The organism is Halobacillus sp. Marseille-P3879 (genome assembly GCF_900240285.1).
Taxonomy (GTDB): Bacteria; Bacillota; Bacilli; order Bacillales; family Halobacillaceae; genus Halobacillus_A.
In genome coordinates this window covers 556,082-580,806 of record NZ_OESS01000001.1, presented here as the reverse complement: position 1 = coordinate 580,806, position 24,725 = coordinate 556,082, and the positions used below count along the sequence as shown (strand labels likewise).

The 24,725-nt window shown below is 42.7% G+C and carries 28 protein-coding genes; 12 read left to right on the top strand and 16 right to left on the bottom strand.

Annotation, left to right across the window (positions count from 1 at the left end; translation table 11 throughout):
* Positions 1 to 39: 39 nt before the first annotated feature.
* Together C1A12_RS02890 and C1A12_RS02885 are read right to left on the bottom strand one after the other, a co-directional pair.
* Positions 40 to 540: a YwgA family protein gene (locus tag C1A12_RS02890; protein ID WP_101842343.1), complete on the bottom strand. Its 501-nt coding sequence runs from the start codon at positions 538 to 540 to the stop codon at positions 40 to 42.
* Positions 541 to 554: 14 nt separating this feature from the next.
* Complete coding sequence (locus C1A12_RS02885) at positions 555 to 1,850, bottom strand: HD domain-containing protein (RefSeq protein ID WP_101842342.1); 1,296 nt, start codon at positions 1,848 to 1,850, stop codon at positions 555 to 557.
* A gap of 267 nt (positions 1,851 to 2,117) precedes the next feature.
* Here C1A12_RS02885 and C1A12_RS02880 point away from each other — a divergent pair, with 267 nt between their 5' ends.
* Positions 2,118 to 2,957: a lipoate--protein ligase family protein gene (locus C1A12_RS02880; protein WP_101842341.1), complete on the top strand. Its 840-nt coding sequence runs from the start codon at positions 2,118 to 2,120 to the stop codon at positions 2,955 to 2,957.
* 22 nt (positions 2,958 to 2,979) lie between these two features.
* Here the strand turns inward: C1A12_RS02880 and C1A12_RS02875 are convergent, their stop codons facing one another.
* From C1A12_RS02875 to pta, 3 genes are all read right to left on the bottom strand, one after another.
* The gene (locus C1A12_RS02875) at positions 2,980 to 3,381 is read right to left on the bottom strand and encodes a DUF3021 domain-containing protein (protein ID WP_101842340.1); all 402 of its coding nucleotides are present in this window, start codon (positions 3,379 to 3,381) and stop codon (positions 2,980 to 2,982) included.
* A gap of 3 nt (positions 3,382 to 3,384) precedes the next feature.
* Positions 3,385 to 3,831: a LytTR family DNA-binding domain-containing protein gene (locus C1A12_RS02870; RefSeq protein WP_101842339.1), complete on the bottom strand. Its 447-nt coding sequence runs from the start codon at positions 3,829 to 3,831 to the stop codon at positions 3,385 to 3,387.
* A gap of 233 nt (positions 3,832 to 4,064) precedes the next feature.
* A complete protein-coding gene (gene pta / locus C1A12_RS02865) occupies positions 4,065 to 5,036 on the bottom strand; it encodes a phosphate acetyltransferase (RefSeq protein WP_101842338.1) in 972 nt (323 codons plus the stop codon).
* Positions 5,037 to 5,265: 229 nt separating this feature from the next.
* On the opposite strand from pta, the gene hemQ reads away from it, so the two are divergent.
* The 4 genes from hemQ to C1A12_RS02850 all read left to right on the top strand — a co-directional run bounded on the left by hemQ (position 5,266) and on the right by C1A12_RS02850 (position 7,300).
* Positions 5,266 to 6,003, top strand: a complete 738-nt coding sequence (gene hemQ, locus C1A12_RS02860) for a hydrogen peroxide-dependent heme synthase (protein ID WP_101842337.1) — start codon at positions 5,266 to 5,268, stop codon at positions 6,001 to 6,003.
* A 145-nt stretch (positions 6,004 to 6,148) separates the two neighbouring features.
* Positions 6,149 to 6,316, top strand: coding sequence for a hypothetical protein (locus C1A12_RS20985; RefSeq protein WP_159462124.1), 168 nt, complete (start codon positions 6,149 to 6,151; stop codon positions 6,314 to 6,316).
* Positions 6,317 to 6,490: 174 nt separating this feature from the next.
* Positions 6,491 to 7,006 (top strand): spore coat protein GerQ, encoded by a 516-nt coding sequence (gene gerQ, locus C1A12_RS02855; RefSeq protein ID WP_235001514.1) that lies wholly within the window; start codon positions 6,491 to 6,493, stop codon positions 7,004 to 7,006.
* A gap of 45 nt (positions 7,007 to 7,051) precedes the next feature.
* Positions 7,052 to 7,300: a hypothetical protein gene (locus C1A12_RS02850; protein WP_101842336.1), complete on the top strand. Its 249-nt coding sequence runs from the start codon at positions 7,052 to 7,054 to the stop codon at positions 7,298 to 7,300.
* On the opposite strand, the gene C1A12_RS02845 is transcribed toward C1A12_RS02850, so the two are convergent.
* The 5 genes from C1A12_RS02845 to C1A12_RS02825 form a co-directional block, all read right to left on the bottom strand.
* Positions 7,297 to 7,665 (bottom strand): DUF423 domain-containing protein, encoded by a 369-nt coding sequence (locus tag C1A12_RS02845; protein WP_101842335.1) that lies wholly within the window; start codon positions 7,663 to 7,665, stop codon positions 7,297 to 7,299. The genes C1A12_RS02850 and C1A12_RS02845 overlap by 4 nt on opposite strands.
* Positions 7,666 to 7,677: 12 nt before the next feature.
* A complete protein-coding gene (locus C1A12_RS02840; protein WP_101842334.1) occupies positions 7,678 to 7,995 on the bottom strand; it encodes a YwdI family protein in 318 nt (105 codons plus the stop codon).
* Between the two features lie 201 nt (positions 7,996 to 8,196).
* Positions 8,197 to 8,499, bottom strand: a complete 303-nt coding sequence (locus tag C1A12_RS02835; RefSeq protein ID WP_101842333.1) for a DUF5316 domain-containing protein — start codon at positions 8,497 to 8,499, stop codon at positions 8,197 to 8,199.
* A 100-nt stretch (positions 8,500 to 8,599) separates the two neighbouring features.
* Positions 8,600 to 9,937 carry a sodium-dependent transporter gene (locus tag C1A12_RS02830; protein ID WP_101842332.1) on the bottom strand — a complete coding sequence of 446 codons (1,338 nt, stop codon included), beginning with the start codon at positions 9,935 to 9,937 and terminating at the stop codon, positions 8,600 to 8,602.
* 95 nt (positions 9,938 to 10,032) lie between these two features.
* Complete coding sequence (locus C1A12_RS02825) at positions 10,033 to 10,239, bottom strand: uracil-DNA glycosylase (RefSeq protein ID WP_101842331.1); 207 nt, start codon at positions 10,237 to 10,239, stop codon at positions 10,033 to 10,035.
* Positions 10,240 to 10,319: 80 nt separating this feature from the next.
* Between C1A12_RS02825 and C1A12_RS02820 the strand changes: the two genes are divergently transcribed.
* Together C1A12_RS02820 and eis are read left to right on the top strand one after the other, a co-directional pair.
* Positions 10,320 to 11,057, top strand: a complete 738-nt coding sequence (locus C1A12_RS02820; RefSeq protein ID WP_101842330.1) for a TIGR02206 family membrane protein — start codon at positions 10,320 to 10,322, stop codon at positions 11,055 to 11,057.
* Positions 11,047 to 12,282 carry an enhanced intracellular survival protein Eis gene (gene eis / locus C1A12_RS02815; RefSeq protein ID WP_101842329.1) on the top strand — a complete coding sequence of 412 codons (1,236 nt, stop codon included), beginning with the start codon at positions 11,047 to 11,049 and terminating at the stop codon, positions 12,280 to 12,282. Before C1A12_RS02820 ends, eis begins: the two co-directional genes overlap by 11 nt.
* A 48-nt stretch (positions 12,283 to 12,330) precedes the next feature.
* On the opposite strand, the gene C1A12_RS02810 is transcribed toward eis, so the two are convergent.
* Together C1A12_RS02810 and C1A12_RS02805 are read right to left on the bottom strand one after the other, a co-directional pair.
* Entirely contained in the window at positions 12,331 to 12,636 is a 306-nt protein-coding gene (locus tag C1A12_RS02810; protein WP_101842328.1) for a phasin family protein, read from the bottom strand.
* A 16-nt stretch (positions 12,637 to 12,652) separates the two neighbouring features.
* Positions 12,653 to 14,299, bottom strand: a complete 1,647-nt coding sequence (locus C1A12_RS02805) for an AarF/ABC1/UbiB kinase family protein (protein ID WP_101842327.1) — start codon at positions 14,297 to 14,299, stop codon at positions 12,653 to 12,655.
* A gap of 170 nt (positions 14,300 to 14,469) precedes the next feature.
* Here C1A12_RS02805 and C1A12_RS02800 point away from each other — a divergent pair, with 170 nt between their 5' ends.
* From C1A12_RS02800 to C1A12_RS02780, 5 genes are all read left to right on the top strand, one after another.
* Complete coding sequence (locus tag C1A12_RS02800; protein WP_101842326.1) at positions 14,470 to 14,736, top strand: hypothetical protein; 267 nt, start codon at positions 14,470 to 14,472, stop codon at positions 14,734 to 14,736.
* Positions 14,737 to 15,106: 370 nt separating this feature from the next.
* Positions 15,107 to 17,296 carry an immune inhibitor A domain-containing protein gene (locus tag C1A12_RS02795; RefSeq protein WP_101843264.1) on the top strand — a complete coding sequence of 730 codons (2,190 nt, stop codon included), beginning with the start codon at positions 15,107 to 15,109 and terminating at the stop codon, positions 17,294 to 17,296.
* A 102-nt stretch (positions 17,297 to 17,398) separates the two neighbouring features.
* A complete protein-coding gene (locus C1A12_RS02790) occupies positions 17,399 to 18,292 on the top strand; it encodes a GNAT family N-acetyltransferase (RefSeq protein ID WP_101842325.1) in 894 nt (297 codons plus the stop codon).
* A gap of 98 nt (positions 18,293 to 18,390) precedes the next feature.
* Entirely contained in the window at positions 18,391 to 19,263 is an 873-nt protein-coding gene (locus C1A12_RS02785) for a fructosamine kinase family protein (RefSeq protein ID WP_101842324.1), read from the top strand.
* 133 nt (positions 19,264 to 19,396) lie between these two features.
* Positions 19,397 to 20,746 carry a YjiH family protein gene (locus C1A12_RS02780; protein ID WP_101842323.1) on the top strand — a complete coding sequence of 450 codons (1,350 nt, stop codon included), beginning with the start codon at positions 19,397 to 19,399 and terminating at the stop codon, positions 20,744 to 20,746.
* Positions 20,747 to 20,793: 47 nt separating this feature from the next.
* On the opposite strand, the gene C1A12_RS02775 is transcribed toward C1A12_RS02780, so the two are convergent.
* The 4 genes from C1A12_RS02775 to ribE all read right to left on the bottom strand — a co-directional run bounded on the left by C1A12_RS02775 (position 20,794) and on the right by ribE (position 24,665).
* On the bottom strand, positions 20,794 to 21,450 hold the full coding sequence (locus tag C1A12_RS02775; protein WP_101842322.1) for a type 1 glutamine amidotransferase domain-containing protein: 657 nt from the start codon (positions 21,448 to 21,450) through the stop codon (positions 20,794 to 20,796).
* A 79-nt stretch (positions 21,451 to 21,529) separates the two neighbouring features.
* Positions 21,530 to 22,549, bottom strand: a complete 1,020-nt coding sequence (locus C1A12_RS02770; RefSeq protein ID WP_101842321.1) for an acyltransferase family protein — start codon at positions 22,547 to 22,549, stop codon at positions 21,530 to 21,532.
* Between the two features lie 203 nt (positions 22,550 to 22,752).
* Entirely contained in the window at positions 22,753 to 23,994 is a 1,242-nt protein-coding gene (locus tag C1A12_RS02765) for an aminopeptidase (protein ID WP_101842320.1), read from the bottom strand.
* Between the two features lie 200 nt (positions 23,995 to 24,194).
* Positions 24,195 to 24,665, bottom strand: coding sequence for a 6,7-dimethyl-8-ribityllumazine synthase (gene ribE, locus C1A12_RS02760; RefSeq protein WP_101842319.1), 471 nt, complete (start codon positions 24,663 to 24,665; stop codon positions 24,195 to 24,197).
* Between the last annotated feature and the right edge of the window lie 60 nt (positions 24,666 to 24,725).

Sequence of the window (24,725 nt, the reverse complement as noted above, 5' to 3'; positions counted from 1 at the left end):
AAAAAGATATACTGTCAAACAGCATACCTTTTCTATATCTTAATGAAGCCTGCGGATGTTTTCAATAAATTCCCATCCCTCTTCAATGTCGTCCTCTGTGTAGTTTTGTTTACTTTTTACTGAAAAAATCTTTTCAGTCATTTCCTCTTTAGGCAGATGCTCGAAGAAAAGCATCGTGGAGACGAGTTCTAAGAATCGAGAGCTTTTCTCGTTCATCGCTTCGATGCGGCTGGTAAGCGGCGGCAGTTCTGGTTTGTAATGCTCCATGAAATCTCTTCCCGCCTCCGTTACTTCATACCTGTATTGATAATAGTTTTTCTTTTCTTCTTTTGTTTCGCAGACAAACCCGAGATTACACATCTCTTCAATACGCAGTGTCAGTTCCTCTGAATACGGTCCATAAAAGTGAAATTGGTAGCGTTCTTCAAATGGTACGTCACACTTTTTTAAGATATAGATCATTTTCTGCAATCTTTTTCGTCCAACAATTGCGTCAGAGCTTGAGAAGAACTGCATCAGCTTGGCATGGTTCTCCAACATAGCGTCCCCACTCCTTATCCATACAAAATTTCCATAATCCGTTTCTTCGTCTTACTGCGATTGGACATCGCTTCGAGCACATCATGAGGAACGTACAATTTATGATCCGTCCGTTTCTTTCCGGAGATCGACTCTACGATTTCTGACAAGCGCGACAGCTCCTTCAGTTCCTGATTCGGCTTCAGCAGGTGAATCGGAAGCCGTTCCCCTTCTTCTCCCGGCCGGTAAAAGTCATACGGCAGATCCGAGCTCGAATCAACTACTAAATAATAATCCGGGTTGATGCCCGCCTTTTGAAACAGCTTGTAAAGTTCCATCCATTCCGCCATCTGCAGATTCGGATTAAACTCAATGTATTTAAATAACCGACGGTTCACAAACCGTTCGCATAAATCGGCCAATATTTCATCGTCTTCCTGCATCCACATTTGAAAATAATACAATGTAATCGACTCATCCAACCCTAAATACTCGCTAAGCGTCGGCTCCCCTTTAAAGAACGACAAGAAATGAGTAGGCTCCAGCTTAAAACGATAGCCCTCTTCATATAACTCTTTTGCACGATGAAGAATTTTGGATAAAATCACTTCTGCACTTCGGGTAACAGGATGAAAATACACTTGCCAATACATTTGATAACGACTCATTATGTAATCCTCAACTGCATGCATGCCGCTTTCTTTGATTACTACCTGGTCTTCCATCGGACGCATGACTCTAAGAATCCGCTCCATGTCAAAGTGACCGTAGCTCACCCCTGTAAAATAGGCATCACGCTGCAGATAATCCATCCGGTCTGCGTCAATCTGACTTGAGATCAGACTGACGACCAGCTTGTTGTGATACGTTTTATTAATCACATCCGCTACCTGCTTCGGAAAATTTTCATCTACTTTAGCCAGTACTTTATTTACATTCGTGTCCCCAAGTAAAATCGCCTGGGTAAAGTCCTCATGATCGAGCTTAAAAACTTTTTCAAACGAGTGCGAAAACGGACCATGTCCTAAATCATGTAAAAGCGCGGCCGCTAAACAAAGCAGCCGCTCCTTAGGGTCCCAGTTTGGACGATCCTTAAAGTTCGTAATAATCCGCCGCACAATTTCATAGACCCCGAGTGAATGATTAAAGCGGCTGTGTTCCGCTCCATGAAACGTCAAATAACTGGTTCCCAGCTGCCGGACACGGCGGAGACGCTGAAACTCAGGAGTCCCGATTAAATCCCATATGACCTGATCCCGCACATGAATGTACCGGTGAACGGGATCTTTAAACACCTTCTCTTCACTTAACTGCTCATCACGATAAGCCATCAGACGATCCTTCCCTCACGACATTTTCTCCTATTATATACCTTATTTCAACATAACAAAACCTCTGTTTTAATCACTGATTACGTTGAGAGCGATTGCGTAGAGGGGTACCAGGTACACAATAGCTATATATGGTTCACTGATGGCAATGTGTATTTGTGTACCTGGTACCCGTTTTGCTCTCTCCTCATTCTATTTTCTGTACCATTACCGCTATCTACTTTTTCTGTTATAATAGTTTTGCTATAAAAAAGGAGAAAGATTTGTATGTCAAAGCAATTATTACATCCACCAATATATCGATTTATTGATCAAAGCAATATGGGGCCGACATTCTCGGCATTGCAGTCGTTCGCGATTGACGACTCCCTTGCTGCTTCAGTCGGCGATCATCAATCTCCGACCACTGCCCGACTGTGGGTACATCACGATACAATTGTACTCGGCATCCCGGACGCCCGTCTCCCCTATATCTCTGAAGCTGTTGATTACTTAAAAGAAGAAGGCTACCAGGTCGTCGTTCGTAACTCCGGCGGTTTAGCTGTTGTACTTGATGAAGGCGTTCTGAACCTGTCGCTTATTTTCCCGGATGCCAAAAACGTCAACATACACGATGGGTATGATGCGATGGTAGAGTTTATTCAGCACCTGTTTGCTGACCTTACCAATCAGATCGAAGCTTACGAAATTACTCAGTCTTACTGCCCCGGCACCTATGATTTAAGTATTGAGGGAAAAAAGTTTGCAGGTATATCCCAGCGCCGGGTCAAACGCGGGTCTGCGGTTCAGATTTATTTAGACGTAACCGGAAGCGGAGCCGAACGTGCTGAACTGCTGAAGAACTTTTACAAGGTCGGCCTTAATAAGGAGCCCGCTCGTTTTAAATACCCGGATATCGACCCTTCGGTGATGGCTTCGCTCAACGAACTGCTTGGCGCGGATTTGACGGTCGAGGATGTGCGTAATCGCATTTTGTATCAGTTAAATGAATGGTCAGACCGTATTGTAACCCATTCATTGGAAGGCGAAGAGATTGAAACATTCACGAAGCGCTTTGAACAAATGATCATCCGTAATAATAAAGCACTGGAGCAGATTCATGACTAAGCTCCAGTGCTTTTTCATACGATTAATTTACAGTTTTGTTTAGATCAGCTGTCATTCTCTTTAAATAAAGTCCGGTAAAAAACCAAAATACAAAGTAGATACTCAGGAAAATCAAGGTGCTGATCAGCAGTGCCTGCCCTGTAAATGGCACCCATCCTATAAACCCTGCAATCGTATAAAAAACAGCAAGTGATAAAGTCAGGTGAGTGATTGTTTGTTTTAATAAACTCCATGAATCTTTCTCAAAAAGCAAAGAAGCGACACTAAAATAAACTCCCAGGATCATACTTCCTAACATGTTTAACCAAATTTCGGATACTTCGGTCTCTACATTGTTAACGACAAGTATGGTTATTGCAATGAACGTAACGATCCCCGCGAAAGCTAATCCAGTGAAAATTCTCGGTATAATATGACGTTTCATTTATTATCCACCTCCAGTTAATTTCTCCTTCAAACGACGTACATACCTGCGAGAAACATATTCCTTATTCCCTGAAGTAAAGTAAACGCAAAGGTTTCCGTTAAAGGATAATTCAAAACGCTGAATTTGATTAATGTTTCCGATCACAGATTTAGAAAACCTGCTAAAGCTGTCCTCTCCAACAGCCTCTTCAACTTCATAAAGTTTCATCTTAAGCTCTGCTTTACTGGAGCCGCTTACCGCAAAAACCTTTCCCTTTTCAGAATAGACAAATTCAATATCTTCACAGGGAATAAGCACAGACTGATCCCCCTCCACACCAATCAGCCGTTTCCGGTTGGTGCTGTTGATCATTTTAACGAGTTGATCCAGCTCAGTACTCCACTCTTTTGCATGAATTGTGATCGAGGTTTGATCATACTCTTCATTCAAATCAATTTTGACATTCATCGAATTCACCTCGCTTACTTTACTCTAATTCCATTGTAAACAGGATTTTCCTTCTTTTAAGTTCATTTCTTTCAGCGGTACTTTACTTCCAATAAGCGGTCGTTTTTATTGATTGAAATCATAGGATACTTTGGTATGTAGTCCTTATATTGCTGGTGTCTGGGGCGGCCGCTATACCTCTAGAGCCCAAAAAAAGCTCAGAGATCTAACATCTCTGAGCCTGCTTATTCCTATTAAAGAGATTGTGCCGCTGTAATAATCGCGAGCTTGTACACGTCATCTGAGTTACAGCCGCGGGAGAGGTCGTTCACCGGCTGGTTCAGCCCCTGCAGGATCGGCCCTACAGCGTCGAAGTTACCTAAACGCTGCGCAATTTTATATCCAATGTTCCCTGCTTCAAGACTCGGAAAGATGAATGTATTCGCTTCGCCTTTCAATGGAGAATCAGGAGCTTTTTTCTGAGCAACAGAAGGTACGAAGGCTGCGTCAAACTGGAATTCGCCGTCAATCAGCAGATCGGCATTTTGTTGTTTTGCCAATTCTACCGCTTCGTTCACTTTTTCAGTTTCCGGAGACTTCGCTGATCCTTTAGTAGAAAAGCTGAGCATCGCAACTTTAGGGTCGATATCAAACAGAGCTGCTGTATCCGCACTTGCTAAAGCAATTTCAGCCAGGTCCTGGCTGTCCGGAGAAATGTTGATCGCGCAATCCGCAAATACATACTTTTCTTCGTCACGAACCATGATGAAGACACCTGAGGTCTTTTTGATTCCTGGCTTCGTTTTAATAATTTGAAGCGCCGGTCGAACCGTATCAGCCGTGGAGTGAGCCGCTCCGCTTACGAGACCGTCTGCTTTGTTCATATAGACAAGCATCGTTCCGAAATAATTGCCGCCCTGTAGAATTTCACGAGCCTGCTCTTCAGTTGCTTTTCCTTTTCGACGCTCCACAAAGCCGGCTACCATTTCGTCAAAAGCTTCATAATCAGCTGGGTCTAGAATTTCAGAAGCAGAAATGTCTACACCTAACTCTTCGGCTTTCTGTGTTACTTCTTCTTTATTTCCAACTAGTACAGGTTTTACATATCCTTCTGCACCGAGCTTACTTACTGCTGTTAAAATTCTCTCATCCAAAGCTTCAGGAAAGACGACCCTCTTGGTTTCACCTTCCATTTTCGCTTTCAGTGTATCAAATAGGTTACTCATGTTTTAACCCTCCATTTTCTTTTCTGTACTATATGATAAGACCTTTTGTGTTTAATTAAAAGCATTTCGAATAGAAAATTTCACGTTAAGCGATTACATATTATCTTTACCCTATTTTATTGTTCACAATACTTTCAATTTCGCTGAAATGATTATTGATACGGAATTGTGTTATATTGATAAAGGATGAAATTACTATAACAATTCACATAAAAGGAGCGATCCTATCATGCCAGAAGCAGTAGTCACCATGGACGGCTGGTATTGTCTTCACGATTTTCGTACAATCAACTGGACTGCGTGGAAACAGGCAGCTGAAGAAGAACGGGAACAGGCTATTCACGAATTTCAATCACTCGTTGAAAATTGGGAAACGACGGAAAAAAGTAAACAAGGAAGCCACGCCTTATATACTATTGTCGGACAGAAGGCCGATTTCATGATGATGATTCTCCGTCCAACGATGGAAGAACTGAATGAAATAGAGACCACATTTAATAAATCCAAGCTTGCCGAATTTACAACCAAATCCTATTCCTACGTTTCTGTTGTAGAGCTTTCCAACTACATGGGAAATGCAGACGAAAACGACCCTGAAATTCAAGGACGTTTAAAACCGATTCTGCCTAAATGGAACCACATTTGCTTTTACCCGATGGACAAGCGCCGTCAAGGCAATGATAACTGGTATGTGCTGGAGAAAGACGAACGCGCTAAACTTATGTACGCCCACGGAATGACCGGGCGTCAATATGCAGGAAAGATCCGTCAAATCATTACAGGATCTATCGGGTTTGACGACTGGGAATGGGGCGTAACTCTATTTGCTCACGATGTCCTCCAGTTTAAAAAACTTGTTTATGAAATGCGTTTTGATGAAGTCACCTCCCGCTATGGCGACTTCGGTTCATTCTACGTCGGCAACCTGTTGAAAACAGAAGAAGTCCCACAATTTTTATACGTATAATTCCTTTAAATCCCTGCCGGCTTCAGAGCCGCAGGGATTTTTTTATGAAAACAGGCCGTCCCTCTCTCTTTATTTTTTATACATATCTTAGGCAGGCTCTTTCATATAGTTTTAGAGAGTCTGTTTAGTGAAGTGAGGTGACGGCATGGCTGTCGTTCCATTAAGCGAGAAAAAGATTAAGCAGCCAGCTCATTTAGTAAGAGCGGAAGCCAAAGGGGATGGTAAGCAGAAAATACTGACATCAGGAAAGACGGGCGTTATCCGCGTGCGAGCCGACTGCTTGAACTATAAAGGTATACGTTCACATGGTTGATAAAAAGCCCCTGCCCCATTGAAGCAAGGAGTGTTTTTCCATTAGCGGTCCGGACGGCACAATTTTAATCCCAAAGGTCTGTCCCCATAAGTTGGACAGCTGGCTGGAGGCAGTTTATGGCTCCTGTACAAATTGTGGGTCCTATTTTTATAAAAATAAAAAGGAGTGGTTGTTTTGGCTAAGAAGTATCAAGGTGGAATGCAAGGAATGCCTCCTGGCGGTATGCCGTATTATCCGGGAAACCCTTACATGTACCAATATGCAATGGCAAGTGCTGCTGGCAATAACGGTTACTATAACACCGCAAATAACAACGGCAATAACAATAACGGAATGAACGGCATGCAGGTACCGTACATGTCAAACGGAAACAACAACAATAACAATAATAATGGAAATGGCAACGGCAATGGTACCATGCAGGGCATGCTGCCAGAAGAAGAATCGTACATTGAAAATATTTTACGCTTAAATCGAGGCAAAGAAGCCACCGTATACATGACGTTTGAGAATAATGAGGAATGGAATGCGGAAGTATTTAAAGGCATCATTGAGGCTGCGGGTCGGGACCATATCATTTTAAGCGACCCTCGAACAGGAAAACGCTACCTCCTGCTTATGGTTTACCTTGATTACATTACTTTTGATGAAGAAATCAATTACAGCTATCCGTACAATGCAACTGAATAATCATTCCCGGTAAGACTCGTTTATTTCCCTGAAAGGGGTGATCGGTTGAGACATCCCTATGAACCCTTAGTAAGACTGCAGCTCGCTTCTCTTTGCATAGCAGTGATACTCGCTGTTTTTGCCCTTTTTCACTTGGATAACCGCTGGCTCGTCTTGTTTATGTTCTATATATTATCGATAAGTCTGCTGGTTGAAAGCTTAGTAGAATATAAAAAGCAGCAGCTCGCTTCTTGTATAAGCCAGTTGCTGCGTGCTGTTATTATTCTTCTATTCTCGACGGTTCTCTTTTTTTAAAAGTGCTTAACGACAGCATACCCGAGCAAAATCCAGCCAATGAGGAAGGATAATCCGCCGAATGGTGTGATCATGGCAAACGTTTTGACTCCAGACGTTGCATAAATGTATAAGCTTCCGGAGAATAAAAGGATGCCAATGAAGAAGAACCATCCCGCGCCGCTTATTGCTCCTGTCTGGATTTTGCTCAATAATAATCCCGTCACAAATAAAGCCATCGTATGGAACATTTGATAATTTACGGCTTTTTCCCATTGGCCCAAGCTCTTTTCGGAAACCTTTCCTTCCAGACCATGTGCGCCAAATGCTCCTAACGCTACTGCTAAAAACCCATTAATAATCCCTAATAGTAAAAATAATTTCACGCTGTTCACTCCTTAAAAATCAAAAATCGACTTCCCGTTTGCCTCATCATGATCACTCGAATTGTCCGACGAAGGCTTTCGGACGGGTTCCTCGCCGCCCATCATTTTCCTAATCTCTTCCACCGTCGGCTCCTGCACAGAACTTGGTGATTTCGCCGTTGATGGTCCGGAAACAGAAGGATTGGAACTCCCTTCATCAAGGACAAGATCGGCAAGCAGCTTCACCGCTCGTACATGTTCACGAACACGGTGATCGTCTCCATGATTCAGCATGGCTTCTTGTATTTCACCGGACATTTTTTTAAGAATCGTTTGATTTGATATCGCCATTTATGTGACTCCTTTTTGCTTAATTAACCTATCCGCACCTATCATAACATGGTTTATAAATCACCGGCTATTCTCCATGTAAAAAGCTGTTTTCTATAAAGACTTTTGCGGAAATAGCCCTCACATTTTTTCTCAATAAAAAAGAGTATAAAACCCTGTGGATTTTATACCCAACCCGGACTTCCTTTAACCGGAAGTCTTTTAGTTTGTCATAAAATATTCGATAAATAGAGCTAATAGAAAGATGACACTCGGGGCACTGAAGCAGGCTAACCGCTTAGACCACCTGCTTCTAAATTCTCGATCATCCTTCGTTTCCGAATGGAAATTGGCCCGGTGACGGTCTCCGCTGATAAACGCTCCTGTCAGGACCCCGGCGAGGATTAAAGGGGCGAGAGCGATACCTGCGGTTATTTTCAAAAATAAAGACCAATCCCCCGCTCCCCACCACGCGATCGATGCACCAAAAAGCATAAGAGTGCCTGCACCTGCATACTTAAGCACGTTATCCCTCCTGTTTATATTTACGCGTCACGTTACGAAAAGTTTCATCTCTCTGGTCACTTAAAAAAGCTGCCTCCAGATTAGGAGACAGCTGCTTGTTTTAAATAAAACCTAATGCATTTAAGAAAATGAGAATAATTAAAATCGGTGCGACGAATTTCACGATTACGTACCAGATCTGTCCAATGACAGAGCCTGTGAAGTCGGTCGCTTCCAATGCCTGCTGTTTCGTAAAGTACCAGCCTGCAAAGAGAGCCATTGTTAATCCGCCGAGCGGCAGTAGAATATTAGAAGCTACATAATCCATAGAATCCAGAATTCCATTCTCACCAATTGGTGTTACGCCCGACCAGATCCCAAAACCAAGCGAAACAATTATTCCAAGGGTAAACATGATCGCTCCCATTAAAATACTGGTGAAGCGGCGCGACCAGTTAAATACTCTCATAAAATACGCTGTCGGAACTTCCAGAATGGAAACCGAAGACGATAGCGCTGCAAGAACCAGTGCAAAGAAAAACACAAGTCCTATCACCCCGCCAAGCGGAAGCTGTTCAAATATACTCGGCAATGTAATAAAGACGAGCGGCGGTCCAGAGGATGGATCAATTCCAAACGCAAAGACAGCAGGGAAAATCACAACACCTGATATAATGGCAAAGAATGAATCCATCAGGCCAATTCCCATCGTTGCACCCGGCAGCTTATGCTCTTTAGAAAGGTAACTTCCGTACGTAAGCATAGCCCCCATCCCTAAACTTAGTGAGAAAAAGGCCTGCCCTAAAGCAGCAATGTAAATGGAAGGGTCGCTGAAGGCTGACCAGTCAGGAGAGAATAAAAATCTGACCCCTTCCCCTGCCCCTTCCAATGACAGACTGTAAAATGCAAGAAAAATTAATATAATAGCAAGAACCGGCATAAATATTTTATTAGCTGCTTCGATCCCTTTCTTAACACCACTGACGACGATGAAGATCGTTAAGGCCATGAATAAGGCTACCCAAAACAACGGCTGCCATGAATCAGAGATAAAAGCACCAAACGCCCCTTCATACCCTGCAGCAGGCTGAGTAGCAAAGTTCCCGGTAATATAGTTGGTAAAGTAGTAAATTGACCAACCTGCTACAACGCTGTAAAACCCTAAAATTAAAAACGCACTTAAAACACCAAAGAACCCTGTTAAAAACCAGGGAGTCCCCGGTGCTAATTTTTTGTACGAACCTACAACGTCGCTTTGAGCCTTACGTCCTATACTGACCTCTGTCAGCAGAAGCGGTACGGCAATTAAAATTACGAATAACAGGTACAATATTAAAAAGGCGCCTCCCCCATTGTTACCTGCTACAAAAGAGAAACGCCAAATGTTACCCAGGCCGACGGCTGATCCCATTGCAGCGAGCATGAAACCGAGCTTCGTCCCCCACTTTTCTCTCGCCATACATGTTTCATCTCCCTTCAAACTAATGTGAAATATTCCTCAGCATACCATACTTTTGACGGAGAGAATATATATAATCAGATATTTCAATATATTTACAGGCTGCGACGTTTTTCTTGCTTAGAATCCGCACGATTTCCCAATTTTCGCTCATGCTGAAGACAAGCTGTACCAGTAGTATGTAAAACGGTGGTGGAAGGCATTTCTCTTCCTTTAAATCCATAGGCTCGACATCCTCTTGGAAATTGAGGATTCCATGTCGTGTAAAAGTGGCGGCACGTAAAACAATTCACACGGGACATTCTCCCACCTCTTTCTTCAATGAAGCAGTATGGTAGAATCATAGCACAGGTACAACTGTACCACCAGGGGGCATGACATAATGTATCAATGGTTTGCGCAAGACAGCACCCACCCTTTTGAATTATTCAGCTTCAGCCACTTCACGATGCTCATTATTTTCGGCTTAGGGACTCTGCTTTTAATTGTATATAGAGATGAAGTTACTTACGGTAAAAAAGCGCACAATATTGTGAGATGGTCCCTGCTCACGGCTCTCGTCACTTCTGAATTAAGCTATCAACTCTGGGCGTTCGCTCACAACTTATATTTCACGTATGAATACCTCCCGCTCCATTTATGCGGAATTGCATCATTAACAGGGATATCCGCCCTGCTGACGTATCACAGAAAATTGATTCAGGCTAATTACTTCATTGCTGTCATACCAGCTATTATTGCTCTTGTCGTACCCGAGATCCCGCATGGGTATGAACATTTCCGCTTCTGGAAATTTTTCATTCATCATATGGCCATTCCATGGACGGGCTTATTTCTTATTTTAACGACACGAATTTCAATTACTCTTAAAATCATGTGTGAAACTTATTGTTACCTCGTTCTTTATGCAGTGGCTGTCGGTATTTTTAATAAAACGTTTCATACAAATTATTTATTTTTAACACGGCCGCCCGCATCTTTTCCTGCCTTGTCTGCGCTTGATACCGGGCTGGGCTATCACATCAACCTAGCTCTCTTAACCTTTGGTGTTTTTTCCCTATTGCTTGTATTCTATAAATGGGGATATTCGAGAAAAAGGAGTGAAAACGATGGAATATAAAGAAATGAAAGAGTTTGACACCTTTACTGAGATGCTGAGCCGCTGCTATCCAATGATGGAGCTCAACTCGGCTGAAGATAAAGAAGAAGCAGTGAAGCACCATGAACGAATGTCTGAATACGAAACCGTTTCGCACATCGGGGCGTATGATAACGGAAAATTAAAAAGTGGTTACATTCATTACATGTTTCCTATGAACGTATATGGACAGACACTGCCATCTACAGGAATAGGAACCTTAGCGGTAGACCTTCCGTATAAAAAACAAGGACTTGCCAGAGAAATGGTTACCTATGCGATAGAAAAGTCCAGACAGGAAGGATTTCCCCTGATTCAGCTTTATCCGTTCCGCCCGGATTTTTATCGTAAAATGGGCTTCGGATTCGGTCCTCAGTTAAACGTGTTTCGCTTCTCTCCACTTCAGGTCCCATCTTTTTCCGAGGCACCTGAAGTTGTACCACTAGGGAAAGAAGACGTGGAAGAAATTAAACGCTGTTATCATGACTGGGCCGAGGATACTCACGGAGCCTGTGACAAGCAGGATTACGAGTTCCGCCATATTTCCAAGGACCATACGCATACGATCGGATGCCGTGTAGACGGTAAACTACGAGGCTATGTCGTTTATGAAATGAACCACCTTCACGATTTCACTCATGAGTTAAAAATTCTCGACTGGTTTGCCAATACGAACGCCTCTTTCCAGGCTTTTATGAACTTTCTTCACCAGCAGAAAGATCAAGTAAGTACAATTGTTTTCCCTACTTTTGATGATGACTTTGTTTTTATGCTTAACGATCCGCGGCACGACGCTAAACGTTTGATACACCGGATCTATCATCAAACCCACGAACGAGGGACCGGTCTTATGTACCGTATTATTGACGTGCCTCTGTTTATGGAATACATTCGCGACCACTCGTTCCGTTCTCAAACGAACGTTGCGGTTAATTTTGACGTAACAGATTCTCTTTTAAAGAAAAAAGAAATATTCGCTTATCAATTTAAAAACGGCCGACCCGAACGTCATGAATCCCCGCTGTCACACGGAGTGACACTGGCCTTATCAATAGACGATCTTTCTTCATTATTAATCGGAGCAGTGTCTTTAGAAAAGCTGCTTACCTACAATCGAGCAGAAGCTTCCGGAAATGAAGAAGAACTAAAAAAAGCGGTACAGCTGTTCAGCAGCCCTGAAAAACCAACCAGCTGGACATTCTTTTAAACAAACAACAATCCCCTTCCTCGTTCCCACGAGAAAGGGGATTGTCCATTATCCTTCCACATCTTGATTGCTCTGGCCTTCCAATCGAGTCAATCTGGATTCAAGAATCTCATATTCTTCACGAGTGACAAAGCCTAATTCTTTTATACTGTCCTGCATTCTCGCCTGGGCCTGCTCATTCCATTCATTATTCTTCTCTTCCCCTTTAGACATCCAGGAGTTCATCATTTCCCTGGCTTCATTCGGAGAAACTTCTCCTTTACTCACCATTTCATTGAGCACCTTCTCAAACTTCTCTTTACCGCTGATCGCTGCGCCTAACCCTAAATAAAATCCTTTTCTTAATAAACTCATTGAAACTCCTCCTTACTTATTGTCGGATATTCTTTATCATACGAAAATGTTTGATCGCTATGACTAACAACCCGATTGCTCCGATTGAAATCGCAATCCAGGCTAACGTCAGAAACTGTGACCCCGCTGATTGAAGTACATAAAGCAGCCCCACAGTACCTCCGATAAACAATAGAAAAGAAAGCCATGCATAAAACAGGTAAAACTGATGAAATAAGCGCTGCTGATGATTAACTGTTTTCCATTCCCGCTCTTTGTCGCCGTCCTCTAAATATTCAATTAAAGCCCGGGGCAGCGACATTAACGGCTTCGCTGTATCAACAGCTATATCCTTATATAAAGAAAAGCTTGAACCTTCACCGGTCATCCATTTTTTAATCACCGGTCTTCCCCATTCCACTAAATCAACCTGAGGGTAAACAGAGGTGAGCACCCCGACGATAATCGATGTGGCTCTGCCGAGAAAAGCATAATCAGCGGGAAGCTGAATCGGCTGCTCCTTAATAAATTCCTGCAAATCTTCCAATATATCATTCATTAAGTGAGCGTCCAGTTTATCGAAATCACCATCCAGGTACATATCCGTCGTCTGCTTGATCATTTTTTTAACTTTTTCCGTATCGGCATTGGCAAGCAGGAAGTCCATTTCCCACAGACCATGAATCACGCGGTCATAATCATTTAAAATGAACCCCTGCACCATCGTTCGTATCGAATTGGCATCACGCTGTTTCACTTCTCCTACCATTCCAAAATCAATCACCACCACAGTCCCATCAGGCTTAAGCATTAAATTGCCAGGGTGCGGATCGGAATGAAACATGCCCGCAAACAAAAACTGCTCAACACATAAATCAAATAATACTTTCGCCACACGCTCGCGATCGATTTGATGCTGGTGAATAAACGCTAAATCTGTAATCTTGGCCCCTTCGATCCATTCCATAACGAGCACACGCTTCGTCGACAAATCACTATAATACTCAGGGATATATACCTCTTTAAAGTCTTTGAACCTCTTTTTGAAATGATTGCCATTCGCAAGTTCCATCGTAAAGTCTAGTTCGTTTGTGATCACAGCGACCACTTCACGATAAAGCGCTATGAGATCTGCTTTTTTTCCATACTTTGTAAAAGTGGACAAGATGAAAAAAACAATCCGAAGCGCTTTAAAGTCCATTTGAAAAATTTCTCTGACGCGATATCGCTGGACTTTTACAGCAACCGGCGTCCCATCATGAAGCTCTGCTTTAAACACCTCTCCGATCGAAGCAGAAGCTATCGGCTTCTCATCAATCCAGCGCAGCCGCTCCTTGATCGGCATTCCCCAATCTTCTTCTATTGTCTGCTTTGAGAAATGAAAAGGCACAGGCTCTACCCTGTCCACTAAGCCTTCCAGTTCATGAATAAAGGATTGGGGCAGTAAGTCCCCGCGGGAGCTGAGAAATTGACCGAACTTAATCAAGAGACCACCGAGGCGAATCGCATGACGTCTGTATTCTTCTGCTTGTTTCCTTAGAAGATCTTCCCACTTCTGCTTTGTTTCCTGATCCCAGATGCGGTTCGTGCTCTTGAACCAGAAAATTTGCAGCAGAAACTTAATGGACATCCATACAATTACTGTAATCCGATAAATCGATATGTATTTAAACCGATGATTCATCCTGCTCTCCCCAATCTGTTCAACACATTATTCATTACCCTGCTTATATCCAGATTAATCTGCATTTATTAAATAAAATCCTGTCCTTTAATCACTTTGTATGCCACAAATTTTTTCACGCCCACGTATAATACATTCTAACTACCACGCCGGATAAAGGAGACGAAGTGATGCGTAAACATCGTAACCGAAACCCAGAAGACCTCTTTGCTGATAAGAGCCTGGAATTTATCGCAGCCATTCTCATATTATGCGGCCAGCTCTCCGTAGATCGTGTCCTTATTTCCCGCGCCGGAGAAGTGGAACTCAGAATGATTGGAGAGTTTCGTAAACCTCAGAACCCCCAGATCGATGAACTGCACCGATTTTTAAGAAACAATGGCGACATGAGCACTGACCACGTGATTGAAGCATTTAAACGAAAACTTGATGATTAAGGAGGACGAAAAAATGAATGAAGATTTTTTCAACGGTGAGGGGGTTGCATTTTTTATTATTTTATTTATCCTCCTTGCTCTAGGGCTGTTCGGTAAATCAACCTGCGACAATAATTGATCGATTTGTGAGCTAAACGATGCACCTATTTCTTCCTATCATGCGTCAATTTTTTATATTTACAACTTCAAATCTTCTCATATAGTCAAATGTGTCTATATTATGAGCCTAAAGTTTGACAAACTTATTTCCCTCATGACTTAAAATTCCTTCCAATTTACTATTCAAAATATTTTGAATATTTCCGGTGAACCTATTATAATGAAAATTGCGGGTCACGAAATAAATTCCACATAGGAGGTATTCATGCACATGAAAAAGAAAATGACTGCATTACTATCAGTCAGTGCACTTACTCTGTCGCTTTTCTCCCCTGCTGCAGCTTCAGACGTTAGTGCAAGCTCAACGTATGATAACTGGAACACGAAGCGTTACGGCGACCGTATCGATATCGACGGTCAACTTCAGAAGGAATCAGAGCAGGAAGGTTTCGAGCAGAGAGCTAACCAAAAGATTAAGGAAAATGGAAAGAGCGCGAACCTTGAGGAAGAGTCATCTTCCGGAGAAGAAAACAATACAGCAAGTACTACATACAGTGAAGGGGAAACAAAATTATTTCTTGATCGAGATCTAGCATTTAAGGAATTTACTCTCCGCAGTGTCGGTGAGCATTCTGAAGTATGGGTCGCAAATGACTTATCATTCGGGGAAGGAGACCCCCGACCAGCCCATGAGATCACCCAGGAGCAAGTGGAAAAAATGACGGAAGAATTCGACAGTAATATGTATCCTGTCGCTACTGATTTCTTTGGAATGCCTGACGAAATGGATGGAAGTAATTCTCCCTTACCTGAAATGGTTGGACTCCCTGAAGGCTACTATGAAGGTGACGGAGACAAAGTGATGATTATGGTCGATAACGTAAAAGATGATAACTACTACGATCCAGAATATCCTTTCTTCGTTGCCGGTTTCTTCTGGCAGACTCTAGAAAATTATGTAGACCGTAACATGATCACGATTGATTCTAGAGATTGGGATACTCGACTAGAGAGCACCTTTTTCGGAACAACGATCCACGAGCTGCAGCACTTGATCCATGCTGACAACGATTCCGATGAAACGAGCTGGTTAAACGAAGGGATGTCTACCTTCTCTGAATTCTTAGGCGGCTATGGTATGGACAGCGGTTCGATCAACTTCCTGCTTGACCACCCGGAAAACTCTCTTACAAGCTGGGACGAGCATGTCGATGCCGAAACTGGTCCGGAAACAATCGCTGACTACGGATTAGTGCAGCTGTTTACTCTATATAACTATGAAAGATTTGGTCAGGAATTTATCCGTTATATAGCTAAGAGTGAGTTGAACAGCATCGAAAGCTATGAGCAGGCTTTTGAAGAATTCGATATCGATACTACCTTCAATGAAGTGTATCAGGACTTTACATCAGCTTTAGTTTTGGATGATAACAAATACAAAGGCGGATTATATGGGTTCGAAAACATCGACCTCCGTGATCTTCCAACTGAAGAGGGCGATACCCGCGGCATGACCGTAAACTTTGAAAAAGCAGAAGACTTTGAAAAAGATGGTGTTCCCGCCTGGGGTACAGATTTTAAAGAATTTAACATCGAACCAGGTCAAAAAGTAGAAGACTTCAGTTTTAACGGGATTGACTTTATGCCTATTCAGTGGGAAACAACTGAGGACCCTCTAGGCAGCGGTGAACAGGTGTTGTTTGGCGGCTCTGGAGACGAAGTTGACAACAAGCTAATTTTTGAAGCTGACCTTACCGGCTTAAACGAAGCAACATTGAATTTCGATCACTACGTTGATATTGAAGAGCAATGGGACTTCGGGGTGGTACAGGTTTCTACCGATAATGGGGAAACATGGACTTCCTTAGAGAACGAGAATACCCGCTCTGACGTGGTCGAAGAAGGTTATCCGAAGATTAAAGAAAATGTCCCTGGATTCACAGGAGTATTTGAAGGCTACGAAAATGAAACGTTCGATCTCTCGGAATATGCCGGCGAAGAGGTCCTCGTCTCTTTCCGATATCTGACAGACTGGGGAACAACCGAAGAGGGATGGTTTGTCGATAACATCTCTATCCCTGAAGCTAAGATTGCTCTTAACGGCAACAGCAGTATTGAGGAAGATTTCGTCAATGAAAATGAGTTGAAAGAAAACTATGTCAACTACGGCGTTACTTTCATTAAAGAAAACAAAGGCGGTAAGCATAAAGTCATTGAAGTTGATCCATTTGACGTCACAGAGGAAGATGCTTTAAACATTAAGAAAGCCTTCCGACCAGGAAAAACGTATATGACCACTTACTATGCAGCCCCTCAGGATGAACTGAATTCTGTACCGTTTGAATATGAAATTAAGTATAAGGAAAAAGGCCCTAAAAAAGATAAACCCGGGAAAGGCCATGGGAAGGACAAGCCTGAAAAAGGGAAAGGCCACCCAGGTAAAGGAAAAGGACCTAAATAATTTCTAATATCAACCAACCAGACCCCCGCACTGGTTGGTTTTTTCTTTACTCCCCTCCCCTATTGTGGCATGCTTTTATCAAAAGGGAGAAAGGTGGTCAATATGCAGATCCAAGAGTTAGAAGTACGGCATTTACATACAGTGGCTGAGTGGCTGCATGGGATGAACGAACAGGACAAGCATTACGTCGCCTGGTTAGCGTCAGATCCCAATGAGATATTTGAACAAATCTGGACGCTGACACAGTTTCACGAACCGCTGGCCTATGTGGCCTGGGAAAATGAAAAAATCATTGGTTTTATTGGAATCCTGCCTTTTTTCGAGCAGAAGCTATGCCGGCTGCTGGGCCCTTTTTCAACAAAGAAAGGCACTGATGTTATCGAGGCTTTGTGGGACAAAGCTTCCCTGACAGTTCAACTTCATTTTGATGCTGTTAAGGTCGCCTGCTTTAAGGCAAACCATGATCTTGTGGCCTTTGCGGAGCGTCACAACTTCAATTTATATAACAAGGAAAAAACACTAGCCCTGCATCATTCTCGCTTCTCTCCTTCTTCTAAGAAAGAAGAACAGATTGAAGAAATACAGGAGCATGAATATAATGAACTTCGCGAACTTCATCCGTCCGGCGCTTATTACACGACTAATGAAATGATTGAGTTGGCTGACAATGATGTAAATAAACTATGGGGTTATAAGATGGGTGGAAGATTAGAAGGCTACTTATACTTTGAATTAATCACCCCTGACGAAGGAGAAATTTGCTTCGTCAATGTTCATCCTTCAGCACAAGGCAGCGGAATCGGTTCCGCTTTAATTGAGCATGCGCTTCAATATGCATTTTACGTCTATGATGTAGAAATTGTAACCATTTCCGTACGCACGAACAATGAACCAGCTGAACAGTTATATGAAAACATAGGGTTTGTTGAAATCCATACCATTTATGCCTATGAGAAAGTAATTGGACTAGAATCGAATGATACTTTATTACATTAAAGAATCAGAGTGAATATACTCTTGATTCTTTTTTATTTAGGCGATTGGCTTCTGCTTTTAAAGGGAAAAATTCACTAATTACATTCAAGGAGGAAATCATGAAACAACAAATTAAACGTGTATTGCAGCAGATCAACGATCAATCGGGCATTCAAGAAATTAAGTCAGTCAGTGGAGGTGATATCAATGAAGCATTTTATGTAAAAACGGAGGAACAGACCTATTTCATGAAAGGCAACCAAAACGTTCCTTCTCACTTCTTCAAAGCTGAAGCTTCAGGTCTCGAAGCTATTCGTCATACTCAAACCGTTTCTGTCCCTGAAGTCTACTACTATGATGAACCTGACGAGAATGAAATCGGTATGATGGCTCTTGAGTGGATTGAAGCCAGCAGCACATATGATTCGTCAGAGAAGCTTGGTGAGAAGCTTGCACTTATGCATAAACAAACCGCTGATCATTATGGCTTTGGCGAGCCTACATTTGTCGGGGAACTCGACCAGCCTAATGAATGGAAAGACAGCTGGGTAGAATACTACCGGGATAACCGGCTTCACCACCAGTATCTCATCGGGAAAGAAAATGGCCGAATCAATGGAAAGCGGCAGAAACGCATGGAAACTCTGCTCACACACCTGGATAAGTTTGTACCTGCTGAACCTTCCGCTTCCCTGCTGCATGGAGATCTGTGGGGCGGAAACTACTTAACAAGTAAAGAGGGAGAGCCTTTTCTAATTGATCCATCAATCGTATATGGAGATCCCCAGTTTGAGATAGCGTTCACCGAATTATTTGGAGGCTTTGCTCCGTCCTTTTATTCTTCTTATCAACAAGTGTCTCCGTTGTATAGTGAATACAAAGAGGTTAAGCCGCTTTATCAGCTCTTTTATCTGCTTGTTCATTTAAACATATTTGGTGAAATGTATGGATCCAGTGTTGATCGAATTTTGAAAAAATACATCGGAAATTAGCAGGATTTATCCATTCTTAAAGAGAAATGTAAAGGAAAGTAAAATTTTCTATTGGATTTTTAGGTATTTCGTATTAAAATAAATAACGCTGTATAAATATTCTACTTATTAATCATAGACAGGAGAGCTTTTCATGAAAGCAAGAGATTTTGGACCTTTATCTCACTTAGCATTTATAATCCCATCTATTCTTGGCATTATATTATTTATGATTCCTTTTTCCAGTGACGGCAGCGTGACTATCCTCATTGCCATAATGGCTGGATGGCTGCAGGAGAAGCTGGCGGATTCACTATCCCTTATTATGACGGTGATCATTACCATTACGGCCGTAGTAACGGTGCTCGTTAAAATTATCGGCCCGGAAAAACTGGACCGGACTCCATTTTTCCAATCTTTATTCAATGTCCCCTGGGTTTGGGTGATTACCCGTATCCTCGGAATGATTTTTGCTATAATGGTGTATTTCCAGGCTGGACCTGAAGCTATTATTTCAGGTAACACGGGCGGTCTGCTGCTTGATGACTTACTGCACGTATTGTTTGCTGTATTTTTATTTGCCGGGTTATTCCTTCCTTTACTTCTTAACTTTGGACTTTTAGAATTATTCGGCGTCCTGTTAACTAAAGTGATGCGTCCTTTATTTAAACTGCCTGGACGTTCTTCTATTGATTCCCTGGCTTCATGGCTGGGCGATGGAACGATCGGCGTTCTGCTGACGAGTAAGCAGTATGAAGAAGGTTATTATACTAAACGTGAAGCAGCCGTAATTGGTACGACGTTTTCCGTGGTGTCCATTACGTTTAGTATTGTAGTAATTGAAGAAGTGGATCTTGCCCATATGTTTATCCCGTTTTATTTAACGGTAGCCGTTGCAGGATTTATTGCTGCGCTTATCATGCCGAGAATTCCACCGCTATCCCGTAAGGCTGATACGTATGTAACTGATGAAGCGGACGATATTGAAGAAAAGATTCCAGACGAGCATAATACGCTTTCCTATGCGTATGCCCAGGCCGTAGAACGTGGAAGTAAAGCAAGCGGTCCTGCGAAATTCTTTAAAGAAGGCGGCCAGAACATTCTTGATATGTGGATGGGGGTTGCGCCTATCGTTATGGCATTAGGGACGATTGCTCTCGTGATTGCTGAGTTCACTCCCGTATTTTCCTGGCTTGGCTATCCTTTCATTCCACTGCTTGAACTGTTGCAGGTTCCAAATGCGCAAGCAGCGTCTGAAACGATTCTCGTAGGATTTGCCGATATGTTCTTACCAGCGATTATCGGCTCAGGCATTGAAAGCGAAATGACCAGATTTATCATCGCAAGTCTCTCCGTCACTCAGCTTATTTATATGTCTGAGGTCGGCGGGCTGCTGCTCGGTTCTAAGGTACCGGTTAACTTAAAGGATTTATTCATTATTTTCCTTCTGCGTACGATCATCACCCTGCCGGTCATTGCGTTAATTGCTCATATCATTTTTTAGTAAGAAAACAGACAGCCGCTTCCTATCGAAAAGAAGCGGCTGTTTTTTTATGAGGAAAGGTGTTCTTTAAATACCTCAGCTATACGATGAGTCGATTGAGGATTCTGGCCTGTAATGAAGTTTTGATCGACAACAACATGATCAGCCTCAACTCCGCCTGATTCATAGCTCGCTCCGGCTTCTTTTAATTCATCCTCTAATAAAAAAGGCATGGCATCAGCTAGACCAGTCGCTTGTTCTTCTTCATTTGAGTATCCCGTTATTTTTATTCCTTTAATAAACGAGATATCATTCACATCTTTATTTCCAATAAAAGCAGCAGGACCATGGCAGATTGCCCCGATCAGTTTATTATTTTGTTTGAAATGGTCTAGTAAAGCTTCAATCTCTGGACTATTTGGAAAATCCACCATAGCTCCATGGCCTCCACAGAAAAAAATCGCATCATACTCTTCCGGATTTACTTCAGACAGCTTGATCGTATCGTGGATTGGTTCCATCACACCATCCCAAACCCGAGGCAGCTCATTGCTGTAGCTGTTTGGGTCAATAGGAATTCGCCCGCCCTTTATACTGGCCCCTGTAACTTCAAATCCTTCATGAGTCCACTCTGTCGCAGGCTCCACAAACTCAGACAGCCATAATCCTGTTTTCTGATCACCTATCTGATCTACATTGGTAGCGACCATTAGTATTTTAGTCATAAAAAAGTACCCCCCTTCTTTTCTGCTTATTCTCTCACAAGAATAGCATTTTCAAACGTAAGGGAGGTACTTCACTCATTTAATTGGTCGTGTGATACCGATCTTGCTGCTGCAAATTGGAAAATTGCTTGCGTAATAGAGCCGAACGGCATTCGATGAGCGGCTGCGTAACAGCCCTGATGGTGCTTGTGGAAAGTAAATAAACAATGAATCCTGAAAGCACAAAGTATAAAGAGAAATCCAGTACATTGTTAATTTCCACCCAGTTCTGCTGTCTAAACAGCTGGACGATAAATCCATGCAGCAAGTATACATACAGCGTCTGTCCGCCTAATGGGGTAAAGCTGAAATGTTTATTCGGAATCCAGGCAAGGACACTCACTGTCATTAATGCCCCTACGACATAAACGCCGAAGCGCAGCAGTCCGCCTAATTCCACTTCACCCATCGTAGCGTATGACTTTGAACCTAGAAGCCAATCTGAATTGAATTCCGGCGCCATTGCAATGACCACTCCAAGAGTAACCATAAACACAAGGCTTGCTGCTCTTGGAACAGCCGATCTCCACTTCATTACTGTATCCGTCGTCAACCAATACCCCGCTAAGAAAAACGGGAAGAATACAAAGGTTCTTGATAAACTGAAGGTTTGATCAATGCTGTCGGCATAGCCAACAAGCACACCTATCACTACCGCAGCTGTTATTCCAATCCATGCCGGAATTTTACTAAACCAGATCAGAAGGATGTGCCAGCAGAACAAGCTGAACAGAAACCATAGTGACCAGTGCGGATAAAATGGAGCGTTCAGCCATCCGTCTTTCCCGATAAAGAGAAAATACGCCGTAAACACAAACTGAAAAATAAGATAGGGCAGAATTAGTTTTTTAGCTAAGTTTATAATATAGTCTTTGTTTCCGGACCCTTTGGCAAAGAAGCCGGCCAGAAAAATAAATGCAGGCATATGGAACGTATAGATCCACGTGTAAATGGTATACATTTCGCGTGATCCATCCGTTGTCGGCTGTACCATGTGGCCGAATACAACGAGAAAGATGAGCATCAGCTTTGCGTTATCAAAAAGAGCCATTCGCTTCATATTTTTCACCTTCTTGTTTTCTATACTTCAATTCATACACTAATTAATTGGTTTTAAAACCTGACTTCTACTTTTTTAACATACTTGAAGTCTGCCTGACTAATTTTTCACCTTGTTTTAATAGAACTGTAATGAATGTGTCACGGTTCTCATACTTTTGACATAAAAAAAGCGAGCGGACATGGCTCGCTTTTCATATTTCATTATTCAAAATCTATAGCCCAGCTTCCATTACGGAAGATCGGTTCAAATTTGCCGTCTTGAGTTTCTCCATCGATATTCAGCTCAGCTGACCCCATCATAAAGTCTTCATGGACTAAGCTGTCGTTCACCCCTTGTTGATCCATCTGCTCTTTCGTCATCGTAGAGCCGCCTTTTACGTTTGTCGGATACGCTTTCCCCAGAGCTAAGTGGCAGGAAGCATTTTCGTCATAAAGGGTGTTAAAGAAAATATGCCCCGATTGAGAGATCGGTGATTCATTGGGTACAAGTGCCACTTCCCCTAAGCGCTTCGCCCCATCATCAGATTCCAGTAAATGCTTCAGCGTATCTTTTCCTGTTTCAGCCGTGTAGTCCACCACTTTTCCATTTTCAAAGGTTAGTGTGAAGTTCTCTATCAGGTTGCCTCCATAGCTGAGCGGTTTCGTACTGCTGACCGTTCCCTGCACCCCGTATTTATGAGGCATCGTAAAGACTTCCTCCGTCGGCATATTCGGGTTGAACTCAACGCCTTCCGCCGATGTCGCAGAACCGCCATGCCAAATATGGTCTTTTACGAGATCAATCGAAAGGTCAGTTCCTGGTGCTTTATAATGCAGCTTCTTGTATTGCTTGGTATTTAAGTATTCTCTGGCCTGCCGCAGCTTTTCGTTGTGCTCTTCCCATGCTTTAACAGGATCATGCTGGTCAATACGGGTAATATGGAAGATCTGCTCCCAAAGCTTTTTCTGTGCATTCTCCGTTGTGTCTTCAGGGAAAACCTTCTCGGCCCATGAGGATTGGGGATAGGCAACGATCGACCATGTTACTTTATCGTTCATAATGTATTCACGGTAATTCGTTAATGCTTCACCGCTTGCTTTATTTGCTTTTGCAATTCTGTCGGAATCAATGCCTTTAAGTAAATCTGGATTAGGACCATACACAGTAAGCAGGGAATACCCTTCTTTTACCATTCCTTCCAGCGCATCTACCTTCCATTTTGGAAAATTCTCCAGCACACTCAGTGGTGCATTTTTCATTTTCATGTAGCTCAACATTTCATCGCTCCACTCGACATGAACGTTTTTTGCACCTTTTCCGTAAGCTTTGGCAGTAATAATTCGGACAAGATCGGCTGCTTCAATAGGTGCATTGATCAGCAAGCCTTGATCAGCCTGAAGGTTTACTCCTTTAGTTAAAGCCAGTTCTGCATATTTTTCTAAACGTTTTTGATGGGTTGTCAATGTCATCCCTCCGTAAGAGTATTTAATGCATTTAAATTGAGCATCGTTTGGTTGGATCATCTCACGATTCACAGTTGTATAAGAGGGAACACATTCTTATTCCCCTGTCTTCCATAGTACCCGCTTATGTAGAAAAATAATCGTAGAGAAGCTGTTAAAAAGAGCCCTCTCGTGTAAGAGGACTCAACCCTGATGATGACTTATACTTCAAATTGACGATTTAAATTCGCCATTTCAATGGCAGCCGTTGCCGCTTCCCAACCTTTGTTTCCAGCTTTCGTCCCTGCACGCTCAATCGCCTGCTCAATGGTATCTGTCGTAATTACACCGAAAATTACAGGTACACCGCTTTGCATCGAAGCCTGTGAAACACCTTTTGCTGCTTCCCCGCATACGTAATCAAAGTGTGGAGTCGATCCGCGAATAACGGCGCCCAGTGTAATAACCGCATCATATTTTCCAGACCCGGCCATTTTGTTTGCAACCATTGGAATCTCGTACGCTCCCGGCACATACGCCGCTTCCACATCATCTAAATCCACCCCGTGACGCTTCAATGCGTCGACAGCACCTTCATAAAGCCTGCCTGTAATAAAATCATTAAAACGTCCAACGACAATTCCTACTTTCAATCCGCTTCCTACTAAATTACCTTCTAATACTTTAACCAATCTGATCGCTCCCTTTTTATATTTCCAGCTTATATGATCTTGCTCATGCGTATAAGATGT